Source organism: Bacteroides sp. 14(A), from assembly GCF_000526555.1.
Lineage (GTDB): Bacteria > Bacteroidota > Bacteroidia > Bacteroidales > Bacteroidaceae > Bacteroides > Bacteroides cellulosilyticus.
Map to the genome: position 1 here is coordinate 1,596,330 of NZ_JAGH01000002.1, position 25,906 is coordinate 1,622,235.

General features: G+C 41.5%; 16 protein-coding genes. All 16 read left to right on the plus strand.

Translation table 11 applies throughout. From position 1 onward, the window contains the following. Positions 1 to 170 precede the first annotated feature (170 nt). The 16 genes from K429_RS0113220 (at position 171) to bas-suc (ending at position 25,870) form a co-directional block, all read left to right on the plus strand. Positions 171 to 2,384, plus strand: coding sequence for a glycoside hydrolase family 3 C-terminal domain-containing protein (locus K429_RS0113220; protein WP_026367219.1), 2,214 nt, complete (start codon positions 171 to 173; stop codon positions 2,382 to 2,384). A 550-nt stretch (positions 2,385 to 2,934) separates the two neighbouring features. Further along, positions 2,935 to 3,807 (plus strand): helix-turn-helix domain-containing protein, encoded by an 873-nt coding sequence (locus K429_RS0113225; protein ID WP_007212007.1) that lies wholly within the window; start codon positions 2,935 to 2,937, stop codon positions 3,805 to 3,807. 144 nt (positions 3,808 to 3,951) lie between these two features. Next, positions 3,952 to 4,098, plus strand: a complete 147-nt coding sequence (locus K429_RS30905) for a hypothetical protein (protein WP_231501850.1) — start codon at positions 3,952 to 3,954, stop codon at positions 4,096 to 4,098. Further along, the gene (locus K429_RS28710; RefSeq protein ID WP_231501851.1) at positions 4,092 to 4,643 is read left to right on the plus strand and encodes an RraA family protein; all 552 of its coding nucleotides are present in this window, start codon (positions 4,092 to 4,094) and stop codon (positions 4,641 to 4,643) included. Before K429_RS30905 ends, K429_RS28710 begins: the two co-directional genes overlap by 7 nt. 19 nt (positions 4,644 to 4,662) lie before the next feature. Next, a complete protein-coding gene (locus tag K429_RS0113235) occupies positions 4,663 to 5,832 on the plus strand; it encodes a mandelate racemase/muconate lactonizing enzyme family protein (RefSeq protein ID WP_007212009.1) in 1,170 nt (389 codons plus the stop codon). Between the two features lie 6 nt (positions 5,833 to 5,838). Continuing rightward, positions 5,839 to 6,630 (plus strand): SDR family NAD(P)-dependent oxidoreductase, encoded by a 792-nt coding sequence (locus K429_RS0113240; protein ID WP_007212010.1) that lies wholly within the window; start codon positions 5,839 to 5,841, stop codon positions 6,628 to 6,630. A 16-nt stretch (positions 6,631 to 6,646) separates the two neighbouring features. Next, positions 6,647 to 7,531 (plus strand): SMP-30/gluconolactonase/LRE family protein, encoded by an 885-nt coding sequence (locus K429_RS0113245; protein WP_026367220.1) that lies wholly within the window; start codon positions 6,647 to 6,649, stop codon positions 7,529 to 7,531. A gap of 10 nt (positions 7,532 to 7,541) precedes the next feature. Continuing rightward, on the plus strand, positions 7,542 to 9,101 hold the full coding sequence (locus K429_RS0113250) for a sodium/sugar symporter (protein ID WP_007212012.1): 1,560 nt from the start codon (positions 7,542 to 7,544) through the stop codon (positions 9,099 to 9,101). Positions 9,102 to 9,168: 67 nt separating this feature from the next. Then, the gene (locus K429_RS0113255) at positions 9,169 to 12,270 is read left to right on the plus strand and encodes a TonB-dependent receptor (RefSeq protein ID WP_026367221.1); all 3,102 of its coding nucleotides are present in this window, start codon (positions 9,169 to 9,171) and stop codon (positions 12,268 to 12,270) included. A 25-nt stretch (positions 12,271 to 12,295) separates the two neighbouring features. After that, the gene (locus K429_RS0113260) at positions 12,296 to 13,777 is read left to right on the plus strand and encodes a RagB/SusD family nutrient uptake outer membrane protein (protein WP_026367222.1); all 1,482 of its coding nucleotides are present in this window, start codon (positions 12,296 to 12,298) and stop codon (positions 13,775 to 13,777) included. A gap of 13 nt (positions 13,778 to 13,790) precedes the next feature. After that, positions 13,791 to 16,724, plus strand: coding sequence for a hypothetical protein (locus K429_RS0113265; RefSeq protein WP_155923407.1), 2,934 nt, complete (start codon positions 13,791 to 13,793; stop codon positions 16,722 to 16,724). 45 nt (positions 16,725 to 16,769) lie between these two features. Beyond that, positions 16,770 to 18,629, plus strand: coding sequence for a glycoside hydrolase family 97 protein (locus tag K429_RS0113270; protein ID WP_026367224.1), 1,860 nt, complete (start codon positions 16,770 to 16,772; stop codon positions 18,627 to 18,629). A 12-nt stretch (positions 18,630 to 18,641) separates the two neighbouring features. Then, positions 18,642 to 20,504 carry a glycoside hydrolase family 2 protein gene (locus tag K429_RS0113275; protein ID WP_026367225.1) on the plus strand — a complete coding sequence of 621 codons (1,863 nt, stop codon included), beginning with the start codon at positions 18,642 to 18,644 and terminating at the stop codon, positions 20,502 to 20,504. A 788-nt stretch (positions 20,505 to 21,292) separates the two neighbouring features. After that, positions 21,293 to 23,767: a glycoside hydrolase N-terminal domain-containing protein gene (locus K429_RS0113285; RefSeq protein WP_026367227.1), complete on the plus strand. Its 2,475-nt coding sequence runs from the start codon at positions 21,293 to 21,295 to the stop codon at positions 23,765 to 23,767. A gap of 162 nt (positions 23,768 to 23,929) precedes the next feature. Further along, a complete protein-coding gene (locus tag K429_RS0113290; RefSeq protein WP_007212020.1) occupies positions 23,930 to 24,301 on the plus strand; it encodes a PH domain-containing protein in 372 nt (123 codons plus the stop codon). Positions 24,302 to 24,358: 57 nt separating this feature from the next. Beyond that, positions 24,359 to 25,870: a 3-succinylated cholic acid synthase gene (bas-suc, locus tag K429_RS0113295; protein ID WP_026367228.1), complete on the plus strand. Its 1,512-nt coding sequence runs from the start codon at positions 24,359 to 24,361 to the stop codon at positions 25,868 to 25,870. Positions 25,871 to 25,906: the final 36 nt, after the last annotated feature.

Below are 25,906 nucleotides of genomic sequence, written 5' to 3' on the forward strand. Positions count from 1 at the left end.
TGAATAAGACTCACCACAGATTACACAGAATCACACAGATTTATTAATCTAATAATCAGTAAAATAGAATCTGTGTCAATCTGTGTAATCTGTGGTGAATTAATTCATAACCGAAAAGAAATGAATGAATTCCGCCAACGACTAAAAGTAATATCTTTAATGTAATAATAATGAAGAAACAATTCTTTTCAACTCTCCTGTTTGCCTGTTCATTGACTACTTTGACAGCGCAAACTCCTGTATATTTAGATGATACGCAACCCATTGAAGCACGTATAAAAGATGCTCTCAACCGTATGACACTGGAAGAGAAAGTAGCCCTTTGCCATGCGCAGAGCAAATTCAGCAGTCCCGGTGTGCCCCGTCTTGGTATCCCCGAACTTTGGATGAGTGATGGACCTCACGGTGTTCGTGCAGAAATCAACTGGAACGATTGGGGATATGCCAAATGGACTAATGACAGTATTACTGCTTTTCCTGCCTTGACTTGTCTTGCCGCTACCTGGAATCCGGAAATGTCCGCCATCTACGGCAAGGCTATTGGTGAAGAAGCTCGTTATCGGGAAAAAGATGTTCTTTTGGGGCCTGGCGTTAATATCTATCGTACTCCTCTGAATGGTCGTAACTTTGAATACATGGGGGAAGATCCTTATCTGGCAGGCGTGATGTGTGTACCTTATATTCGGGAGATACAGAAAAACGGGGTTGCCGTAAGTGTGAAACACTATGCTTTGAACAATCAGGAGTTATGGCGTGGACACATTGATGTGCAACTAAGCAACCGTGCCTTACACGAAATCTACCTCCCCGCTTTCAAGGCTGCTGTGCAGAAAGGTGGTGCCTGGACCGTGATGGGAGCCTATAACAAGGTGCGTGGTCAGCATGCCTGCCACAATGATCTTTTGCTGAATAAGATATTGAAGAATGACTGGGGTTTTGACGGTGTAGTCGTAACCGATTGGGGTGGTGCCCATGATACTTACGAAGCAGCCATGAATGGCTTGGACATCGAGATGGGATCCTATACCAACGGTCTGACCTCAGAAAGTGCATTTACCTTCGACGATTATTATCTGGCTAAGCCTTATCTCCGGATGTTGAAGGAAGGTAAGGTGCCTATGAGCACAGTGGATGATAAAGCCTCCCGTATTCTTCGCTTGATATTCCGCACGGCGATGAATCGTCAGAAACCTTATGGTTCGCTGACAAGTGAAGAGCATTATCAGGCTGCCCGTGAGATTGGTAATGAGGGTATTGTGCTTCTGAAAAACACACCTGTCCAGAAAAAAGGTACCCCTTTGCTGCCGCTTGATGACTCTAAATATCAACGTATACTGGTAGTAGGTGACAATGCTGTCCGCTTGTTGAACGAAGGAGGCGGTTCTTCTGAACTGAAGGTAAAAGATATGGTATCTCCACTCGATGGTATGCGCGCTCTTTATGGTGACAAGGTAGTTTATACGAAAGGTTACGCTGCCGGACGTCCGATGTATGGGCGTGCAGAAGAAATTCCCCAGTCGGTGATGGATTCCTTGCGCACAGCAGCAACTGAACTTGCCAAAGAAGCCGATCTTGTGATTTTGTTCGGTGGATTGAATAAGAATCATTTCCAGGATTGTGAAGCCGGTGACCGTGTGACATACGGTTTGCCATTCGGACAAAATGAACTGATTGAATCTCTGTTGGGAGTCAATAAAAATATGGTATTGGTATTGTTGAGTGGTAATGCCGTGGAAATGCCTTGGCTGAATAAAGTTCCGGCCGTCCTGCAAGGCTGGTATCTGGGATCTATGGGTGGTAATTCACTTGCCGATGTACTGAGTGGTGCAGTGAATCCCAGCGGAAAACTTCCTTTCTCCTTTCCTGTGAAATTGACGGATTGCGGTGCACATGCATTTGACGAATTGAGTTATCCGGGTGATAGTATCAAGCAGGTCTACAAAGAAGATATTCTGGTAGGTTATCGCTGGCATGATACCAAGAAGATTCCCGCCTTATTCCCTTTCGGGTATGGTTTGAGTTATACGACTTTTACCTATGGCAAACCGGTAGCTTCTGCTAAAACAATAACTGCTGACAATTCTCTGACTGTGACCATTCCTGTAAAGAATACGGGTAGTGTTGCCGGAAAGGAAGTCGTACAACTGTATGTAGGAGATGAAAAATGTAGTGTTCTGCGTCCTGTGAAAGAGTTAAAGGCATTCCAAAAGATAACTTTGGCACCGGGTGAAGAAAAAAAAGTAACTTTCACCATCACTCCGGATGATTTGAAGTTCTATGATGAAACTGTTGGCGGATGGACGGCAGAACCGGGTAAGTTTAAGGCTTATATCGGAGCCTCTTCTGCGGATATTCGTGGAACGATTCCGTTCGAGTTGAAATAAGATAGTGATTGCTGAATGGGGAAGGGGTGTGGAGTGTTTTCGCATTTCTTCTCCATTTATTATATTCCCCTTTATATAAGCCCTTTGCAGGGCTTTTTTTCGATAATATCTATCGAACCTACAGTTAGAAATTACTTTTTATTTTTCTGTAAAATCAATAAGTTTATCAGGCAACTTGTTTCATAAACTTACGGATTCATCTGTCACAGTATGTCTACTGTTGTGGATGTTTTGCAAATCTTTATCTATTTTCTTAGGTATTTCTATTGTTTTTATTGAGAAGGCTTACTACTTTTGTATGCGGACGTCACAGGTATGGGAGCTTACTGTCCAACTACAAATGTGGTACGTCCGTATGCAAACTTCTTACTGCTTGACGAAGTAAATAGCTCATTGTGTGGTAGTTCAACTCATAGAGGTTTGCTTAATAGACCTTTACTTTTAGAGGATATTTCGTTTCTTTCTTAGAATGAAGTGAACATTAGTAGTTAATTTACGAAGTTAATAACAAATAAAAAGGTATTCAGTTATAAGGAATACAACATCGAAGATGAATAATTCTACGGAACTTTCCACCCTTTGGACATTTTTAGACAATATAACCAATAATCTGAAAAGTCAGAGATTAGCGGATGTATTCCGTTTTATTTCTTTTTATCCTTTTGAGACCTATGGACCTCACAAACATTTGCGTATTGAGATTAACCATGTTAAAAAGGGCAATTGCATTCTGTATTTGGACAATGAGAGCATCAATTTTGTTGAGGGTGATACCATGATCATTCTCTCGAATGTCAATCATACGTTTGAGGCAGGCTCTGGTGGAACTACTTTAATGCAGCTTGAATTTCTTCCTGAGATATTTTCCGGTTTTGATTTAAACTTTCCGAATTGTATAGATGGTACGTCACCAAATTCCATCTCTCTTTTCTCGGAAGAGAACAAGCTGATTAAAATAGTGAATAATATAGGTATTATGCGTGTAGTACAACGCATTGTAAACGAATTGGAAGGGAAGAATTCCTATTATCAATATTTGGTTGTGATGTTTTATGCAGAGTTGATGGTTCTTATTTATCGTTATATGGATGAAAACTATTTGCCTGTTTGCCAAAATGATGCTTTAAAAAAAGCTATATCCTTTATTCGTTTCAATTTTCATCAGGACATTAGTATTAATGATGTAGCTGCGCATGCCGGCATTAGTGAACGTTACCTCAGAAGCTTATTTTTGCAATACTTGAATTTTTCTCCTTTAGATTATCTGAATCAAATACGTATTAATAAATCTATTGAGCTGCTTCGAAATACAGAATTATCTGTAAAAGAGGTCAGTTTCCAATGTGGATTCCAGTCACCACAATACTTTTCACGCATCTTCAAACAGCGAACTGGGATATCTCCACGTGAAGTAACCAGATAGTATTTCCGTTTTGTACATTATTTCTTTTTATATGAGCCTTTTCGGACACGTCTTACAATCTTGATTTATCCATTCTTTTCGTTAAGTGAACTAACTTTGCTCTTACCGGAACAAAGAGTATAACTTTATAAAAAAGAATGAAAAATGAAAGAATGGAAAGATGATAAGACTCTGATAACCTTGATAAAAGCCGAACTCTACACGGCAGTTATCGGAGATATTATGGATAAGATGGGATATCTCCATCAGTTTCTCCCCCTCATATTCGTCCGCTTCGTGATGATATGTTGATAGCCGGACGGGCTATGACTGTTTTGGAAGCCGACGTACATGACAATTCTGCATCGGGGGGAAATAATCCTCTGTTACAGCGTTCCTTCGGCTTGATGTTGGAGGCATTGGATGATTTGAAGGAAGATGAAGTGTATATCTGCTCCGGTTCTTCTCCGGAATATGCTTTGTGGGGAGAATTGATGAGTGCTCGCGCTATGCAATGCAAAGCCGCAGGAGCTGTTGTAAATGGATACTCACGCGATACCAAAGGTATTTTAGCTTTAGACTTTCCTTGTTTCTCGTATGGTCCTTATGCGCAGGATCAGGCTCCTCGTGGAAAAGTTATTGATTACCGCGTTCCCATTGAGGTAGACGGGGTTTTGGTCAATGATGGTGATATGCTGATTGGGGATATTGACGGTGTATGTGTGGTTCCTCGTCGGATAGAAGAAGAGGTTTTTACCCGTGCATTGGAGAAGGCACGTGGTGAACGGATAGTATTGAAGAAAATACAGGAAGGTATGCGGGCACGTGATGCTTTTGACAAGTTTGGTATAATGTAGATTTAATTTGAGTTTGAAGATGAAGATAACTGATGTAAAGGTGTGGTTGGTGCAAGGCATCAAATACAATTGGACATTATTAAAGATTTATACGGATGCTGGTTATACGGGAGTAGGTGAAGCTACCAACTGGCCGGGTAGCCCTGTCGTTTATGAAGCTGTTAAGCATGTTGGACAGCGTATAATAGGTCTAGATCCGATGAGAACGGATTTTATTTGGACGAAACTGTATCGTGACTTGAATTGGATAGGCCCGTATGGTGCGAGTATGTGTGCTATTAGTGGTATTGATATGGCTTTGTTGGATTTGAAGGGTAAGGTATTGAATGCTCCCTGCTATGAATTGCTGGGAGGAGCATATCGTAAAGATATTCTTCTGTATGCAAATTATTGGTTTACAAAAGGTAAACATAATGAGGAGGACTATGCTGCCCAGGCACGGATCGTAAAAGAGGCTGGTTTTACCGGTTTGAAGTTTGATCCGTTTGCGCATACAAACTATTTTTATGGTGAGGATTTGGCTTCTAATCTGACATTGACCCCTGCACAACAAGATTTGGCATTCAATGTATCTAAAGCTGTGCGGGAGGCTGTGGGTCCTGAGATGGATATTATGATAGAGACACATGCCATGTTGAACTACCGTATTGCCGTGAAAATGGCGGAACGTTTGGCTAAGTTGGATATCACTTGGTATGAAGAACCGGCAGGTCCTGAGAGTTCACAAACTTTGCGGGCTATGCGTGAGCGTATTCCCTCAGATGTGACTATTTGTGTGGGCGAACGGCACTATACGCGATTTGGTATCCGTTCGTTACTTGAGAAACATGTCTGTGATATTATTATGCCGGACATAACCCGTTGTGGTGGTCCTTCTGAAATGAAGCGGATGGCTACCATGGCTGAGGCTTATAATGTATTGATCGCTCCACATAATCCTAATGGGCCATTGTCTACATTGGCTTCGTCGCATGTTTGTGCCGCCATTCCTAATTTTTTCAGGCAGGAATTTATGTTTAATGATGTGGCTTGGAGGGATACAGTTATTGATCATCCCATTTCGGAAATGGTGTATGACGGGTATCTGCATCTGTCTGACAGACCCGGTTTGGGAGTAGATTTGGTTGAAGATGAATTGGAGAAACATACCGGTATCGTAGCCGATGCTCCTGATAATTTTTATATTTGATAAGATATGGCATTTACTATTGACTTAAAAGAAAAAGTCGTACTGGTTACCGGTGTATCTTCTGGCATTGGTTTAGGTGTTGCACGCGAATTTGCTCGTGCGGGTGCTGATGTGGCGGGTTGTTCACGTAAGGCGGCAAATGATGAAAGTATAGTTACTTATGTGGAGGCTGTAGAAAGTGAGGGGAGTCGGGGGCTTTATGTGCAGGCAGATGTTACAAAAGAGCAGGATTTGGAACAGTTGGTTAGAAAGGTGATTGATACATTTGGCAGGCTGGATATTCTTGTGTCCAATGCCGGGATGAATGTTTTTGAGGGCGCAGAACATTGTGATGAAGAGCATTGGAGATATAATCTTGATTTGAATCTGGCTTCACATTGGCGCTTGGCAAAACTTTGCAGGCCCTATTTGAAACAAACGAAAGAGGGGGTTATTTTGCTAATGACTTCAAACCATGCGTTTTGTACAATTCCTGGATGTTTTCCTTACAATGTCACGAAGACGGCTATAACGGGCTTAGTACACAGCTTGGCTATAGAATGGGGACCTGAGATACGGACAGTGGGTGTAGCACCGGGGTTTATCGATACGGCAGGAAATGACACTTGGTTCAATTCTTTTCCTGATGCAAATGCCGAACGTCAGCGTACGGTTGATCATCATCCGGTAAAGAAACTTGGTACGGCAGAAGAGGTTGGTGCTTTATGTGTCTATCTGGCTTCCCCGATAGCTTGTTTTATTAGTGGAACCACTGTACTGATGGATGGAGGCCGTTCGGCATTGATGCAGGATTTTTAATAATGAAAGAATCAACATGAAAGCGAATCTACTATATCGTTGTTATGACACGATTGGAGAGGCTGTTACTTGGCTTCCGGATATGAAAACTTTGTTGTGGGTTGATATTGACAGTGGTATCCTGCATCAGTATAATCTGGAGAGCCAGAAGATGGAAGAACACCAATTTCCCGAAATGATAACTGCTGTCATTCCCTGGAAAGGGCATGAGCATGAAATCATTTTGGCAATGAAGAATCGTCTGGTTGTTTATCATCTTGTAGAAAGAGAGTATCAGGTGCTTTTAGAATTGACAGGTCTGCATTCACAGTTGCGCACTAATGATTGTAAAGCGTCTCCGGAGGGTCGTATTTGGTGTGGAGTAATGCATTTGATGGAACATACCCGTACCGGAAGCTTGTACTGTATTAATAATGATTTGTCTTGGGTGTCAGTTCTGACTGAGCAATATATTCCAAATGGAATGGTCTGGAATAAGGCTGGTGACCGGATGTATTACATTGATTCAGGTCGTGGCTGTATCGAAGAATATGGATATAGTTGTTCAGCTAAAATAACCTGGCGACGTACAGTTGTACAAGTTCCACCGGAATACGGAGTCCCGGATGGAATGACTATCGACGCTGATGGACTTTTATGGGTAGCACATTGGGGAGGATTTGGGGTGTATATATGGGATCCCGATACTGGAAAGTTAGTAGACAAGGTAGATGTGCCTGCCCCTAATGTCGCTTCTTGCACTTTTGGCGGAATCGGGGATAGCAGGTTGTTCATAACGACAGCTTTAGACGGGCTTTCTGATATGGAACGTAGAGAATATCCTTTGAGTGGCAGTGTTTTCGTTGTCGATGTACCTAAAGTTGTTCCAGGCGAGAATCATTACCCATTTATAACTGATTAATTGAAAAATTATGCATATCTCTGTTATTGATTTGATTATCTTTTTTGCCTACTGTTTATTGATTTTATTTGTAGGACTCTTTGTTTCCCGTAGAAACAAAAAAGAAACACAGAGTGCAAAAGGATATTTTTTGGCGGGAAGAGGACTGGCTTGGTGGGCAATCGGTGCTTCTATTATTGCTTCGAATATTTCGGCTGAACAGTTTGTCGGGATGTCCGGTTCAGGTTATGCTATCGGCTTGGCTATGGCAACTTATGAATGGATTGCTGCACTGGGGCTGTTGATTGTGGCAAAGTTTTTCATACCGATTTTCCTTGAGAAGAAGATATTTACAATGCCTCAATTTCTGGAAGAACGGTTTGATAGTCGTGTAAAGTCTGTAATGGCGTTTTTCTGGCTGGTTGTTTTTGTGTTTATTAATCTGACTTCCATTCTTTATCTGGGAGCGCTGACCATTGAGAAGATTATGGGAGTACCCATGATTGTGGGAGTGCTGGGATTGGCCATATTTGCAGGAGTCTATTCTATTTATGGCGGATTGAAAGCAGTGGCCTTGACAGATGTGATTCAAGTGGTATTTTTAATAGGTGGCGGATTAATAACAACTTATATTGCACTGGATACTCTGGGAATGGGGGAAGGAGTAGTACAAGGTTTTAAAAATCTTTATGTACAGACCGAAGATAAGTTCCATCTTATACTTGACAAGTCTCACCCTAGTTATATGGATCTTCCGGGTATTTCTGTTATTATAGGTGGTTTATGGGTCGCCAATCTCTATTATTGGGGGTGTAACCAATATATTATTCAACGTGCCCTGGCGGCTAAATCAGTGAGTGAAGCCCAGAAGGGAATGTTGTTTGCCGGTTTTATCAAGTTGCTTATTCCATTGCTGGTTGTCATTCCGGGCATTGCGGCTTTTGCTTTGAATGCTCCATTGGAAAAATCAGATGAAGCTTACCCTTGGTTGTTGAGCAATTTACTCCCCGTAGGCATAAAAGGGGTTGCATTCGCAGCGCTAACAGCGGCTATTGTTAGTTCTTTAGCATCTATGATGAATAGTATAGCTACTATTTTTACAATGGATATTTATCGTTCGTATATTCGTCCGCAAGTTGGGGAGGCTGATTTGGTACATGTGGGCCGCTGGACCAGCTTTATATCTTTGGTAATTGCTGTTATAATAGCGCCTATGTTATCCGGACTTGATCAGGCATTTCAGTATATTCAAGAATTTACGGGTTTTATCAGTCCGGGTGCATTAGCAATTTTCCTTGCAGGTTTCTTTTATCGCAAAGCCACAGCCAATGGAGCATTAGCAGCTGCTTTAGGAACCTTTATCTTTTCCCTTTTACTAAAATTCCTTTGTCCGGGGTTGCCTTGGATGGACAGGATGGGGATTGTCTTTTTGCTTTGCTGCGGATTGATTGTTATGCTGAGAAACCGAACACAAATTGATGTGTCTGCATCTCCGGTACGATGGTCACTTTTCCGCACTGGAAAATTATTTAATATTTTGTCTTGTATCATTATTGCCATTCTGATTTATTTCTATTGTTTGTGGTGGTAAAAAGTAGAAAGGCATTCTGGGATAAGTCTGATATTTATTTCTTTAAATCTAATAATTGTTTTGTGTTATGAAAAATTATTTATTGACGTTGATTGGATTGCTATTCGCAATCGGATTGTCTGCACAGACAGTGAAAGTTACTGGTACAGTTTTGGATGAAGGTAGGCAGCCGTTATTGGGTGTAAGTATTTTTGTGCAGTCCAATAGAGCTCATGGAACTGTAACGGAATTAAATGGTAGGTTTACCATTGATGTAGCGGTAGGAGAGAAGTTGGTTTTCTCTTATATGGGATTTGTGAATAAAACTGTGCTTATAAACAAAGCTGAACATGATTTGCTTGTCATTATGGAAGAAGATAAGCAGGCTTTGGATGAAGTAGTGGTTATTGGATACGGTACGGCGAAAAAGAAGGATATAACAGGTGCTATATCTTCTGTATCGGCAGACAAACTGAAGGAAACTCCGGCAGTCAGTCTGAATCAGGCTCTTCAAGGCAAAAGTGCAGGTGTACAAGTGCAGTTAAGTGATAATTCTCCCGGTGGAGGTGTCAGTGTGCTTATTCGTGGAAAAGGTTCTATTAATCAGTCAAATGATCCGATTTATGTAGTTGATGGTATCATTATGGAAGGTACTTTGAATAATATCAATGTCAATGATATTGCCTCTATCGATATTCTGAAGGATGCATCTGCTGCAGCTATTTATGGTTCAAGAGCAGCCAATGGAGTAGTGATTGTGACAACAAAAAAGGGCGAAGAAGGAAAGGCAAGAGTGTCATTCAGTGCCCGGACCTCATTTCAGTCTCCCTCCAACTTGCCTAAAATGTTAACGGCACAGGAATTGGCTGAAATCCGTATTGAGGGGAATGTAAACTCACAAATGGATGCAAAATTCTTGGCAAATCCACAAATGAGCATAGAAGAATACCGCAGTGAGTTTAATGTCTTGAAGCAACAGTATGCCAAGGAATTACCCACATCTATGTTTTCGGATGTTGAAAGACAAACTTTACTTGCCGGTGAAACGTATGACTGGTATGATCAAATATCACAAACTGGTGTGGTTCAGGATTATACGGTTTCATTGTCTGGTGGTACAAATAAAACGAATTATTATATCAGCGCTAATTATTATGATCAGAAGGGTATTATTCAGGGAACAGGACATAGGCGTTTTAGTTTTCGTGTAAATCTGGAACAGCAAATAAAGTCTTGGCTAAAAGTAGGGGTTAATTCAAGCTATTATGATGGCGCAACTACTTATGGAGGAGCTAATATTGGAAATGGATTAGGTGCAAATCCGATGTACCCGTTTGAGATAGATGGTAAAGCGCCTTTGGAGTTACCTTACTATACGAATCCCGGACAAAGTAATCCGGTCTTATCCAAACAGATAGATAATGATGCAAAGTCCAACCGTTTTTCTATGAATGCATATTTAAAGATAGATATTACAAAAGATTTATTTTTAAAGAGTAGCGTGTCTTTGGATCAGGTGAATAATTTTTCCGGATATTTCGCTCCTTCAAACATAAAACAGGGGCAAAGCGTGAAAGGTGAAGCACAAATAAAGAATAACAGATGGACTGACGTTATGCAGGAAAATTCACTGAACTATTCTAAGTTGTTCCAAGAGGTACATAGGGTGAATGTGATGTTGGGCAACACTGTTCAGGTAAATAATTATTTTGGTAATACGCAATATGGGAATGGGTTTGCTACGAATGTAATGGGATATAATAATATCAGTTCGGCATCTGAATTTCCGGCGGGAAAGCAATCTTCCAGTAAAACCAGATGGGCTTTGGCTTCTTTTATCGGTCGATTGAATTATGCTTATAAGGATAATTATATTTTTACTTTTACAGGACGTTATGATGGTAATTCCCGCTATGCTGAGGGACATAAATGGGGGTTTTTCCCGTCAGTAGCCGGTGCTTGGCGTATTTCCGGAGAAAGGTTTATGGAAAAGGCGCATTGGCTTGATGATCTGAAATTGCGTTTTGGTTGGGGACAACTGGGTAATAGTAATGTAGCGCTTTATTCATCGTTTACTAAATTATCCCCCGGAATCACAGTCGATTACCAAGGAAATTCGGTAAATACCATCCAAAATTCAGATCAGTTTATGGGTAATAAGGATTTGCGTTGGGAACGTCAGGAACAGATCAATGCAGGGGTTGATTTAGCGGCTTTTAATAACCGTTTGCGTTTTACTCTGGATGTGTATAAGAAAAACAGTAAGGATTTGGTTTTGCAAACTCCTTTACCGGTGACTACCGGTTATCTGAACATTTATTCTAATGTGGGTGAATTGGAAAACAAAGGTATCGAAATTTCTTTGGGAGGACGAATCATTGCTACCAAGGACTTTTCCTGGGATTTGGATGTAAATTGGGCAACTAACAAAAATAAATTGAAGTCCTTGTATGGAGGTATCAAGGAAAGGATGAACGACGCATCTAATCCATTAAATGCCGGTTGGTGGGTAGGAAAGCCTCTGGGTACGATATATACCTATCGATATGAAGGTATTTGGCAATGGGATGATGATAGGGTTCTAATGGATAAAATGAAAGATGGTCGCGAAGGTGGTGATACTTATTATCCTGGTGAAAACAAAATTGCCGATTTGGACGGAGATGGACAGATAACAACTAATGACAGGGAAATTGTTGGTTATACTGATCCGAAGGGGTATGGAGGGATATCCACTACTTTGAATTATAAGAATTGGACTTTGAATGTAATATTCAATTATGTGTATGGTAATGATGTTTTCAACAGGTCTTATCATGAATATACGCTGGGTGCAGGCTATGGAACTCTGAACATGTTCAATGATGAACTGAATCGTTGGAGTGTTAATAATACAAGTGGTTCCATACCGAGAGCTCATTCCAATAATCTGGATAGAATGTTGATATCCAGTAGAGTTATGCAGGATGGTTCTTACCTGCGTATGAAGAATGTGACATTGAACTATCAGTTCCCTCTGAAGTGGATTAACAAGGTGGGATTGAGTAATCTGAATCTTTATGTTTCAGGAGAGAATTTGCTGACATGGACAGGGTTTAAGGGAGCCGATCCGGAATCCGTAGGTACGGGTTATGATGAGACTTATCCGAACGCACGTTCTTTCACTTTGGGATTAAATGTTAGTTTTTAAGGTTGTACAAATAAAAATACGAAGTATGAAAAAGATATATATATATGCATTGGCTGGAGTTTTAGCTTTATCTTCATGCGATGAGTTTTTAAGAGAGGAACCGGAAGATTTCATGTCTGCTGAATCTGAAGACGTAGATGAGGCATTGATTGAGGCAGAAATACAGGGAGCTTATAAGTCTACTTTGTGGTTTAAAAATGGACGTCAGGGGTTTATTGGGATAACCGGTACGGATGAGGCCAGAGGAAAAACGGTGGAAGTTAACTATTGGGCTGAACAAGGAGCGATAGACCGCTACAACACGTCATTGAATGCTGACAATTGGTTGACGAAATGGTTGTGGGACTCCGGTTATTTCGGTATATCACGTTCCAATACAGCAATTAATGCTGTACGTAACTATACAGGCAGTACGGAGGAATGGAGGCTTAGTAAAGAAGCTGAGGCGCGCTTTGTCCGTGCATTCGATTATTTTATGTTGGTACAGAACTTTGGTGGTGTTCCCTTGATTACTGAGGAAACGGTTCTTTCTGCCACTCCTAATTATCCACGGATTGATAAGGCTGAAATTTATAAATATATAATCCAGGACTTAGAATTTTGCGAATCACACCTAAAGACAGATTATCGTGCAGGACGACCTACGGTTGGTGCAGCCAAGGCTATGCTGATGAAAGTTTATATGTATGCACCGGAGTCTACCGGCATACGGAGTTATTCTGAAGCAAAACGCCTTTTTGAGGAAATAGAAGGTTTAGGCGTATATTCTTTGCAACCGTCTTATGCCGATTTATTTAAGCCGGAATTTGAAAATGGTGTGGAATCTGTTTATGAGTTTCAGTTTGAATATCCGGATGAGCAAAATCAATTTCAATATTTTTGTGGAAGCAGAGCTCTCGACCAGTTTACAGAGGGAGGTGGATTTGGTATATTTCTGCCGAGTGAGAGGTACTTGGGGTTGTTTGATGATACGGATGAACGGTTTGATGCCAGTGTCCGGACTAAGTTCTATGATAAGAATGGCAATTTGCTGACCTCGGCGGCCGATCCGGAATATATAGCTCCTCATTGCAAGAAATATGAAGATTATGATCGTGTAATGGATGCCGGAGCCAGCTCGAAAAATATCTATTTTATCCGCTATGCTGATCTAATCCTGTTATATGCAGAATGTCTTTTGGCGGAGAATGACTTGGCTGGTGCAAAGCAGCAAGTTATCCGTGTCCGTAATCGTGCAAAGGTTTCCACTCCGATTACAGCCTCAAATAATACAGAAATGCTCGACTTCATTTATGAGGAACGCATGCGTGAATTGGGGATGGAAGGTTGGAGAAGAATGGACTTGATACGTCGTGGAGCAGATTATTTTGCTGCGCAAGTTGATAAGTATAATCCGTTTGCGAAGGGAAATGTACAGCCATATCATGCTTTTTATCCAATTCCAACGAATGAAATTAATATGAATGACGGAATAGGGGCGGAAGATCAGAATGAAGGATATAAATGAAAAAAGTACAACTATGAATAAACTGTTGTTAGGATTGATTTTTACAATACTTTTGTGCGCAAGCTGTACCAATAGGGGGATGGTTGCTATAGATAATGGTATTGTAAAGCTGGAATTTGATTTGAAGCAGGGAACTTATAAAGGAATTGATGTGGAAACAGGACAAACCTGTATTTACGATGCCTCTTGGCGCGTGAATGATTTTCTTTCTACGGATGCAGACTCCATCTATTATCAGATAGAGGCAATTCAGGATTCGTTGGGAAAAGGTCAATCTATACAGGTTGTTTCAGTAAAGAAAGGACAACCGGACTTGGTTTTTAATTTTAATTTGTATGATCAGGAACCCTTTGTCATAATGTATGGTGGTATCCGTAACGGAACCTCAGAAGGTATACAGATTAAAGAAATATCGCCGGTTGCAAACGCCCGTTTGTTTTACGGAGCGGATATCTCTAAAAATTTCAAGCTTATAGACGGTGAAGGTGGAGGTTGCCCGACTTATATTCGTGAAACTCCTTCTTTGTTGTCACAAAACAACATGATACTTCATTTCGGAACTGACGATGACTTTCATACTTTGGTGGGTGGAGGTGCTTCTTATGGAGAGTTTGCCAAGTATGCCTTAATAGGAGAAAAAGAACAAAGGAAGGCTGACTTGAAGGAACATCCGGTAGAAGACTTGCAGTTGGTTTCTTATATCGATGTAGGAGAAGAGGTTGTTGGCACGGACACTGTTCAGCCGTATATTACACTTTCTTCCGGTGCTCCTTATAAGTTTGAGGGAAACATAGCCTACAAAGAGGCAAGGACTGTAGTATGGGCGGACAGGGAAATAGGCGTTAAGCTGCATAATCTGGATAAAGATAAATCCTACATTGTAGGCTTGTCGTGGTGTGATGATGCGGACAGACGAAAACAGACAGTACATCTCAAATATGGTGATAAGGAGATAACTTGTATTGAAGATTGTCGGCTGCCTTCTTTGGCAAAAGGAGAGAATGCCCAAATCATTTATTTTGAGATTCCGGCAGCGGCCAATGAACTGGAACCGCAATTATTGGTGAAACAGGCTGGTGGTGATAATGTTGTGATCAGTGAAGTACTTATTTATGAAGGGAAACTTCCGGAAGAACGCTTGAATAAGCCTGAAACGGTTGAAATTCCTGCGGCTGATTTTACCAGGTGCACCCTGAATTTATATGCATCAGATGTTATAGGTAAACTTGTGGATGCAAAGTCAGGATATATGACGGAGAAGGACCGGTTCTACTTGGATTTTGTAACTGCCAATCCAATTTATTCTGCTGAAAAGTATGCGCAGACTTTACGGATCTTACAGCAAATAAATTTGAATTACTACTATTTTCCGACAATTTGTATGTGGTATGCCATGATGCCTATTTATGGTGGAAATATTGTCATGGGGACAAATGATACTGTTGGAGCCGTAGAAGAAATGAAACGTGTAAAACTGAGTGGATTCTTAAAATATACTACCATGGGTATTCGTCTTGTACCCGATTGTTATGATGAAAACAATGAGAATGGTTGGTGGGATGATGAGCACTGGCGTTTACGTGGGAGCGGACCGCAGGGAGAAAGTATGAAGTTGAAATCAGGTCATTACCGTGCCCCTTATGATACTTCCAGGAAATGGGCACAAGCTATTTTGGATTTGGGCGGCTTGCCATTTACCTACTTTCAAACGGCGGTTCGCTCGAAAGATTATGCGGAAGCTTATCCGGAACATATGCTTTTTAATGAATCTTTTCATGAGATTGATACATTCGACTGGCTGAATAAAAATTATACGACTTATGATTTTACTGACATCGGTTTCTTGGCACACATGCGTGATGTATATCACAATTTGAACGACGCAGGTATCGTCGGTATGATGTTTGATTATCCATATACGGGGTGGCCAGTGTATGGCGGGATGGATGACAAATATAGTACAGCAGCCGGTGCTTATCGTACGATTTTTAAATTGGCTTCAGAAGGGTTGGGCAACAAAGCATATATCCACGAACGTAATTTGAAGTATGGCTCTGATATTGCATTGGGGTATGTGGCTTCCCAGCGTACCTGGGGAGATACAGATGTCATTACTCCGGAGATGGTAGCTCGAAGTGGATTACGATGGTATAAAAACCGTGTTGTGGTAAATTATGATATGGATGCAAAGAACCTGTTGAAGGCACAACCGGCAGATTCGGAAGATGGAATAAATAAATTGTTGACTATGTCTTATGTGACGGCTTCTCGTTTGCTCTTGGCCAATAGTTTCGGTACATTGGATGCTGAGCACGTATATAAGCTGTCGCGTATTTATCCTTTCCATCAGTTTGCAAGGAGTGCCCGCCCTTTGGATGCTTTCACTACTGACTATCCAAGAGTTTATGGCATGAAGCTTACAGATAAATGGAGTTCGTTGACATTCTTCAATGAAGATGAAGAACATCCTCAAAAGATCAGCATTAAGCTTTCGGGGATAGAAGGACGTGGAGGAGCCGGTTTACATCCCGACAAGCAATATTATATTTATGATTTCTGGAATGATAAACTGATTGGAACTTTCGGTGGTAATGAAACCCTGGAACAAGAGTTGCGCAAAGGGGAGGCAAGACAAATGGCTGTTCGTGAAGTGGAAAGTAATCCGCAAGTTTTGTCTACAGACAGACATTTACTGCAAGGACTCCTGGAATTGTCCGAAGTTTTTTGGAATGAAGAAACGAAGGAATTGACCGGCTATGCTGAGCTGGTGGAGGGTGAATCGATGCATATTACCATAGCAACGAACGGTTGGCAACCCCAGCATTGCACTGTGGCTGATAATGAAGTGGCATGTTCTTTGGAAAACAATTCTGAGAATCTTGTAAAACTTGTTTTGAAGAGTACGCATGGAGGAAAAGTATCTTGGAAATTCTCTTTTAAGAAATAGTTTGTAGAATTTATAAAGTATCTGATAAATTAAAAATACGAAAAAATGAAATATACTGCAATTATATGGGGAGTATTGTTGTTCCTATGTTCTGCTTGTGAACAGAAAACAGAAGTAACTTCGCCCGATGGCAGGAACAAACTGATGTTGATGTTGGATGAATCCGGTTCATTATATTATCAGATTTTTTCTGGTGGGAATGAAATTGTTCGCAGCTCGCTGATGGGGGTGGTTGCGGAGAATGGTAAATATTGTTTTGACAGTGGATTGGTGTATGTGGATCAAACGGGACGGACTATTAATGAAACATATACTTTGCCCACGGGGAAACGCTCTGAATATGTGAATAAGTCAAATGAAAGAACGTTCGTCTATAAAAACGCCGCCGGGCAGTTATTGAAGGTCGTTTGCCGTGCTTATGATGACGGGGTTGCATTCCGTTACGAACTGGGCAATCAGGAGCCGGTAACCATTCGGCATGAACTGACAGAGTGTACTTTGTCGGATGAAACCCATACTTGGATGATGGACTGGATTAAGGATTATGAGAATTTCTACCCGGAACGTGTACTTGATACTATTACGAGACCTACAGAGTTTCTGTTTCCCGTCCTTACATTACAGGATAAGCAGTGGATGTTGATGACGGAAGCTGAAGTGTATTCCATGCCAGCCATGCACTTGTCAAAGGAGCCAAAATCTGCTACATTTCATTATGTGTATGCACCTGAAGATTCGGCATTTGTGGCTGAACCTTCTTTTAAGACTTCATGGAAGACTTTTATTATGGGCCAAAATATAGGTGATATTGTAGAATCCTCATTGGTTGAGAATCTGAATCCTTCTACAGATTTCTCTGATATGGATTGGATAAAGCCGGGAGTTGCGGCTTTCCCTTGGTGGGGGAATTATTTGGCAAACAGTTATATCGATACTCTAAAAATGTATGTTGACCTGGCAGCCGAGATGAAGTGGGAGTGGTTGGAATTTGATGTTTCACTAATCAATACTCCGTTCCATTCTTCAAAGGAATGGGAGGATGTGACCTGGATACCGGAATTGACTGCTTATGCAAGGGAGAAAAACATTCTTGTATATGGATGGGATGAGATAAAGGTGTTGGACAATAAGGCGGGACGTGATTTTGTTTTCGACCGATATAAAGAAATGGGCTTGGATGGAATAAAGATTGATTATATCGATTCTGATTCAAAATATGCAATGATGTTCCGCGATACAGCTTGTGCTGAAGCTGCCAAACGTAAAATGATGGTGAGTTTTCATGGAGAGACTTTGCCGCGGGGACATCGCAGACGTTACCCTAATATCATGACTAATGAAGGAGTGCGAGGAGCTGAATATTATACCTTCAAGGGGGCCCAATCACCTGATAGCCGCCATAATTGTACTTTACCTTTTACACGTAATGTGGTTGGATCTATGGACTACACTCCCGTGACCTTTACTATCCGTGATGAGAATCCGCGTACAACAACGTATGCTCATGAGTTGGCTTTGGCATTTGCCTTTGAATCCGGATGGATTTGTATGGCAGACAGGCCGGCCGCCTATTTGAATTCTCCAGCTCGTCCTTTGCTTGAAAAGATTGAGGCAGCTTGGGACCAGATTCATTTCATAGACGGTTTTCCGGGCGAATATTTCTGTGTGGCTCGATGCAAAGCGGGGAAATGGTTTGTTGCGGGAATTAACGGCGGACAAAAACGTAGAATTAAGGTTCCCTTGTCTTTTCTGGATAAAGGTCAACATACCATAACCTTATATGCTGACAAGGAAGGGAATGAATTGCATGATGTACGCATTGAAACTTTCCCGGAGATAAGTGAGAAAGAGGTGCTGGAAATAGATGTGTTGCCTCATGGAGGCTTTGTACTGGATATTGATTAAAAAAACAACCACATGATTTTGAGAAATTTATTCGTAACTTTCCTTGCATTTGTTGCGTGGGGGATTCAAACAAATGCTGGTGAAATACCACGAAAGGAATATCCACGTCCCCAGTTTGAGCGTAAGACATGGCTAAACTTAAATGGAGAATGGGACTATGCCTTTGATTTTACAAATATTGGGATGGAAAAGGAATTCCATAAAGCTACAACTTTCAGCGGTAAAATAACAGTTCCTTTTCCGCCGGAAAGTAAGTTGTCCGGGGTAGAACATAAAGATTTTATCAATCATATTTGGTATCATCGTATCATACGGAGACCGGAAGAATGGGCAGGCAAGAATGTAATACTGAACTTTGGGGCTGTCTATTTTAATTCGGAAATCTATATTGATGGAAAATTGGTTGGAAGACATTTCGGAGGTAGCTCTTCTTTTGGTTTCGATATTACCGGATATGTAGAGGATGGGTTAGAACACCATCTGGTGGTGCGTGCAAGCAGTGATCTAAGATCTATGATGCAAAGTGCCGGTAAGCAGAGTCTTTTGCTGAACTCTCATGGATGCCAATATACGCGTACTACCGGTATTTGGCAAACTGTATGGCTGGAGGCTGTGGCATCGGCAGGGTTACAGTCTGTTCATGCGCTAACGGATATTGACCAAAAACAGTTGGTTATTCACCCCCGTTTTTATCGTGACAGTTATAAGAACACATTGCGGATTGTTTTGCAAGAGAATAACAAGAAAATCGGAACAGTATGTGTCAAAGCTGCAAATAGTTCTGTGGCTGTATTTTCATTGAAGAATGTCAGGTTATGGTCACCGGAATCGCCTTTTCTGTATGATGTCCTGTATCAAGTGTTGGATGAGAATGGAAAGGTGATAGATGAGGTGACTTCTTATGTGGGAATGCGGAAGGTCCATATTGAGGGAAATAAGATTTATCTTAATAATAAGCCTTATTATCAGCGTTTGGTACTTGATCAAGGATTTTATCCGGACGGTATTTGGACAGCTCCTTCGGATGAGGCCCTGAAAAGAGATATAGAAATCTCGATGGCTGCCGGTTTTAACGGTGCCCGTCTACATCAGAAGGCTTTTGAAGAACGTTTCTATTATTGGGCCGACAAACTGGGATATATCACTTGGGGGGAAGCACCAAGCTGGGGAATGGATGCAAACAGCATTGAGGTTGCACGTAACTTTCTGCAAGAATGGTCGGAGCTTGTTTTGCGCGACCGGAACCACCCGTCTTTATTGATTTGGACGCCGATGAATGAAGAGTGGTGGCCCGATCACATACAATATCCACGTTTCACAGCAGATTTGTATGATTTGACTAAGTCATTGGATCCCACTCGGCCGGTGAATGATGCCAGCGGAGGATGTCATATAAAAACAGATATATGGACGGTACATAGCTATGAACAAGATCCGGCTGCTTTGAAGGATGCCTTATATAAAGATGGAGTTTTCTTTCAGACACCTAATAATCCGCAAGGAGTGCCATCCGCCAATGTGGGATTTAATGGGCTTGGTGTAGATAGTCCCTATCCTTTTCCGAAATATGAGGGCGATATGCCCTATTTGATAGATGAAGTAGGTGGTATAAAATGGGTAGAGACGAAAGATAAAAGTAATACAGATAGTTCCTGGGGCTACAGTACACCTCCTGCAACTCAAGAAGAATTCCTGCAACGTCTTGAATCGCAGATAGATGCTATACTAAGTTTAAAGGAATATGTTTGGGGATATTGTTATACACAATTGACCGATGTAGAGCAGGAGCAGAACGGCATTTTCTTTTATGATCGCAGGTCCAAGTTTGATTTGAAACTTATTTCCCGTATCTTTTCTAAAACTCCCCAGGAATAAATTTTGCATTTTATTCTTATCAGTTATAAGGCAAAAAGATAAAAGTGGCAGCTGAGCATTTTATTGTGGAATAATAAGAAAGATGGGAAGAAGGTCGTATGAAAACCCCGCTTTGCTTTATTGTTTTTCTTCTTTTGCCTGTAGTAAAACTTCGTCCCACGGTTGCGGGCTCTATGGTTTCCAATTGGAGGCTGTGTAGCCCGCAATTGTGGGATATACAGTCCACAACTGGAAAACGAGGTTTTGCTACAGGCATAATGACATTAGTATTAAAGCTTTAGGGGAAAAAGGAAGGAGCATATCAAGTTTTACATCTACAGTTCAGCTTCCTATATAATGAGAGTATAGGGTTTAGCTCCTAACAAAATTATACGTTTTTAACTCCAGTAATGAATAGTTCAGGCTAAAAAGAGATATCTGCATGAATTCAAACAAAGTTTGTGTAATGCATCTTAAGAGTCTGTTAATTAGGGAAATATGAGTTTGAAAGGATGAAACAACTGGTGTAGGATGAAGCTTTCATACATCTTCCTACACCACTTTCTACACCATTTATCTATTTGATAATCAAATGAAAATAATGGCGGGTGTAGGATGTAGGAGATATTGATATAAACTCAACAGTATGTGATTTCATTTCTATAATATATTTCAGGTTTTCATTTATGTATATCTCCTGAAAAATATTTTTAATAGAGGGGATAGGGAAAACACTTCTAAATGGAGTAGCTTTATTTAATTTTTGTATTATTTTTGTATCGATGTACAAAATCATTGCTAATACTATTATGAAAACTCTTTTTGCTTTTTTTCTACTACTTGTCACCTGTAATTCTGTTATGGGAACTATTCCGGCAATACCAGCGGATGTTTATAATCACCAACTTTACTATACCGCTCCTGCTACCATTTGGGAAGAAACACTTCCTTTGGGTAACGGTCGTCTCGGTATGATGCCTGACGGTGGCGTTGATCGTGAGCATATTGTGCTGAATGAAATCTCCCTGTGGAGTGGTATGGAAGCTGATTATGGTAATCCGGACGCTTCCCGAAGTCTCCCGGCTATTCAGCAACTTTTATTTGAAGGAAAGAATAAAGAAGCTCAAGAACTGATGTATAGCAGTTTTGTGCCTAAGAAGCCTGAATCCGGTGGAACTTATGGTAACTATCAGATGCTGGCCGATCTCAATATCGATTTCAGTTTTCCGCATAGAAGAAAAACTATTTCAGAAAATGATGCAGCTCCGGTTACTGATTACCGCCGTTGGCTCGATCTGCGTGATGCAGTTGCTTATACCTCATTCACGAAAGAAGGTATTGACTATCAACGTGAATATTTCACTTCACGCGATAAGGACGTTATGATCATACACCTGACTGCCAGTCGTCGCCGTGCCCTGTCCTTCTCTGCTCAACTTTCCCGTCCCAAACAAGGTGTGGTCTCTGTGCTTCCGGGTATTGGGAAGGAAGAAGTAACTTTGTTGTTGGAAGGTACTTTAGACAGTGGAAAGCCCGGACGGGAAGGTATGAAGTATCGTGTTGCCATGCGATTAATATCTAAAGGTGGTAAACAGAATATTTCTGCCGAGCGTGGTATCACCCTGACTCAGGGGAGGGAAGCATGGCTGGTGCTTTCTGCCACTACTTCTTATGCTGCTTCCGGTACTGATTTTTCAGGAAACCGTTATAAAGAAGTTTGTGATAGTTTGCTGAATGCCGCTACTCAACATGTGCAAATTAAAGAGTCCCACATAGCCTCCCATCGTACCTTTTATGATCGTGTATCTCTAACTCTTCCGTTTACGGAAGATGATGTATTACCCACTAACGAGCGCATTACTCGTTTCACGGAGCGTGAGTCTCCAGCTTTGGCTGCTCTCTATTACAATTATGGTCGTTATCTATTTATCAGCAGCACCCGTCCGGGTAGCTTGCCTCCTAATTTGCAAGGATTGTGGGCAAATGGAGTAGAAACGCCTTGGAATGGCGATTATCATACCAATATTAATATCCAGATGAATCACTGGCCACTTGAACAAGCCGGTCTTTCGGAACTTTACCAGCCTTTGACTGCGCTTGTAGAACGTCTTATCCCCTCGGGAGAAGAGACTGCCCGTACTTTTTACGGTACTCATGCTCAAGGTTGGGTGCTTCACATGATGACGAATATCTGGAACTATACCGCTCCCGGTGAACATCCCTCTTGGGGGGCTACCAATACCGGTGGTGCCTGGCTTTGTGCTCATCTTTGGGAGCATTATCAATATACTCAGGATATTGAGTTTCTGAAACGAATTTATCCTGTGCTGAAAGGTGCTTCTGAGTTCTTTTACTCTACAATGGTGCGGGAACCTAAACATGGTTGGCTTGTAACAGCCCCTACCTCTTCTCCTGAAAATGCTTTTTTTGTCGGCAATGATCCGACTCCCGTCAGTGTATGCATGGGGCCTACGATGGATGTTCAATTACTGACTGAGCTATATACCAATGTAATTGAAGCAACTTCCATACTGGAATGTGATGCTGACTATGCCGCGAAGTTGCGGGAGGCATTAGATAAGTTCCCACCTATGCAGATCAGTAAAGGAGGATATCTGCAAGAATGGTTGGAAGATTATAAAGAGCAAGATGTACACCACCGCCATGTCTCCCATCTGTATGGTTTGCATCCGGGTAATCTGATTTCTCCTGATGCTACTCCTGAACTTGCCAATGCCTGTCGTGAGACGCTAAACCGTCGGGGTGATGGAGGAACCGGTTGGAGTCGTGCCTGGAAGGTAAATTTCTGGGCTCGCCTCGGTGATGGGGATCGTGCCTGGACACTGTTCAAGAGCCTTCTTTATCCGGCTGTTGATCCTCAGACAAAGCGTTATGGCAGCGGAACGTTTCCTAATTTGTTCTGTTCGCATCCCCCTTTCCAGATTGATGGGAATTATGGGGGAACCGCAGGAATTGGCGAGATGTTGTTGCAAAGTCATGAGGGTTTTATTCATCTGCTTCCTGCTTTGCCGAAAAGCTGGCATACTGGTAGCTTTCATGGAATGAAGGCCCGTGGCGGGATCTCCGTTGATTTGGAGTGGAAAGATGGAAAGGCTGTGAAGGCTATACTTACGGCAACTATACCGGGAATATTTCATGTGAAAATGCCGGAAGGTGTCATTCGGGCAAAGGCGATTATAGACGGGCAAAGTAATAACTACACAGGTAAAACGATTTCTTTGTCATTGCCTGAAAAGACTACTTGTATGTTGCTATTTGAGTAAGTAGAAAGGGTAGTAGAAGCCATAAGGTAAGAATAAAATATTGTTCTGAGATTTGTTTACCCTATTAAAATACTTTACTTTTGCGAGATATGTTAAGATATAAACGTATTTGTTTGTTTAGCTTTGGTAATAATATAAACTTCATAAAATTGATAAAAGAGCATGGAAACTGTACAAAAGAATTTGATATCTCTTGAACCTGTTGCATTAGATGATGGAAAAGAATTATTTGGTAATTTTATATTGCCTGATGAGAAGGTGTGCTTTACGTTTAAAGGGATTAGAGATAGAGCTGTGATAACCAATAAAAGAATCATTTTTATAGATGTTCAAGGAATTACGGGAAAAAAGAAAGAGCTTCTTTTTATTCCGTTTTCTAAAATAACGGCATTTTCTATTGAAACAGCCGGGACGTTAGATGCTAATGCAGAATTGAAAATATGGGCATCTGGTGTTGGAGGCTTAAAACTTAATTTTACTCCTAAAACTGATATTTTTGAAATAGGACAATTTATAGGTCAGTTTATAATATAAGTGATATTATGAATGATTGTTTTTCTCTATTTCTTGATGTAGCCGATCTACTTTAGTATGAAGAACAGAATTACTTTATTTCTCCTTGTGCTCTGCCTGTTGATACCTGCAACGACCAGTGCACAGATTCGCGAACTGGAACGTTCGATACCCGAAGTGGAAGGGGTTCCTTCCGGAGCACTTATTGCTTTGATGGACTCTCTGATGGGCTTGCCTAAAACGGATATACATAGTGTGATGGTACTACGTCATGGAAAGGTAATCGCGGAGATTTATCCTGAACCTTTCGCTCCGGAATATCGGCATACCGTATATTCTTGCTCCAAGACCTTCGTTGGTGCCGCTGTAGGCCTTGCTATTTCTGAAAATCGTTTGCGGCTGACAGATCGGGTGGCTTCTTTTTTCCCCGACCAACTTCCGGATACTATTTCTGCAAATCTTGCCGATATGACCGTCCGCAACCTGCTGAATATGACTTCCGGCGTCACTCCTGACTGGAATATGCGTAATGGTCGTACAGACTGGATCAGAGGGTATCTGGGAAAAACGATAAAAGTTCCCGGCAAACATTTCGACTATGACTCCATGAGCTCGTATATTCTTTCCGCTATTGTGCAGAAAGTGACGGGAATGAAAGTATTGGATTACCTGCGGCTGAAACTGTTCAAACCGATGCATATCACCGATATATCCTGGGAAGTAAGCCCTGAAGGAATCAATACCGGAGGTTGGGGTGTGTATTTGCAGAGTGAATCGTTGGCTAAGTTCGGACAGCTGTTACTGAATCGTGGAGTATGGGAAGGCAAGCAGTTGCTTCCGGCAGAGTGGGTGGACAGGATGATGACTAAACAGTCGGATACTGGTAGTTTTGGCTACGGTTATGGGTATCAGATGTGGCTTTGTGAATATCCGGGTGCTGTTCGCATAGACGGTGCCCTGGGACAATATGCGCTTCTCATACCGGACAAAGATATGGTAGTGGTCATCACTGAATGTACTTTGATAGATGGAGCTACACAGCGCCGTTTGGTGTGGAATCGCCTGTTGCCTGCTGTCGGCGATGATACCTTGATACCGGGAAAGGATTATAAACGCTTGTTGAAAAAACAATCTTCTTATCAGTTGCCTTTTGTACCGGGAAAAGCGAGTTCATCTCTTGCCCGTGATTATGCAGGAAAAAGTATAGTTCTCGAACCGAACAAGTTCGACTGGCAATCTCTGGATCTCCAGTTCAAGCAGAAGGAAGTAATCATGACCGTAACAGAGACTGACGGTACAAAATATAATCTCTCATTCGGTTATAAGCAATGGAAAAAAACTTCAACCGATGTCCATCCTCCCTATTCGATAGAAGCGAAAGGAAGTTTTAATGGAATAGAGGGGCCGTTTTATGTAGCGGGCAGTTATGCCTGGCCATCGGCTGCGATGTTGGAACTTAAAGCACATTATGTTAACTGGATTACAGCTCTCAATATTACTTTCCGCTTTGACGGGGAGAATGTGCAGTTGACGGTTAAGGAGAACTACTCGTCGGAACCGAAAGTTATCAAAGGAAAGGTATGCGACTAAGCGGAGTGTTACTTATCTTTGTGCCCAATAAAAGAA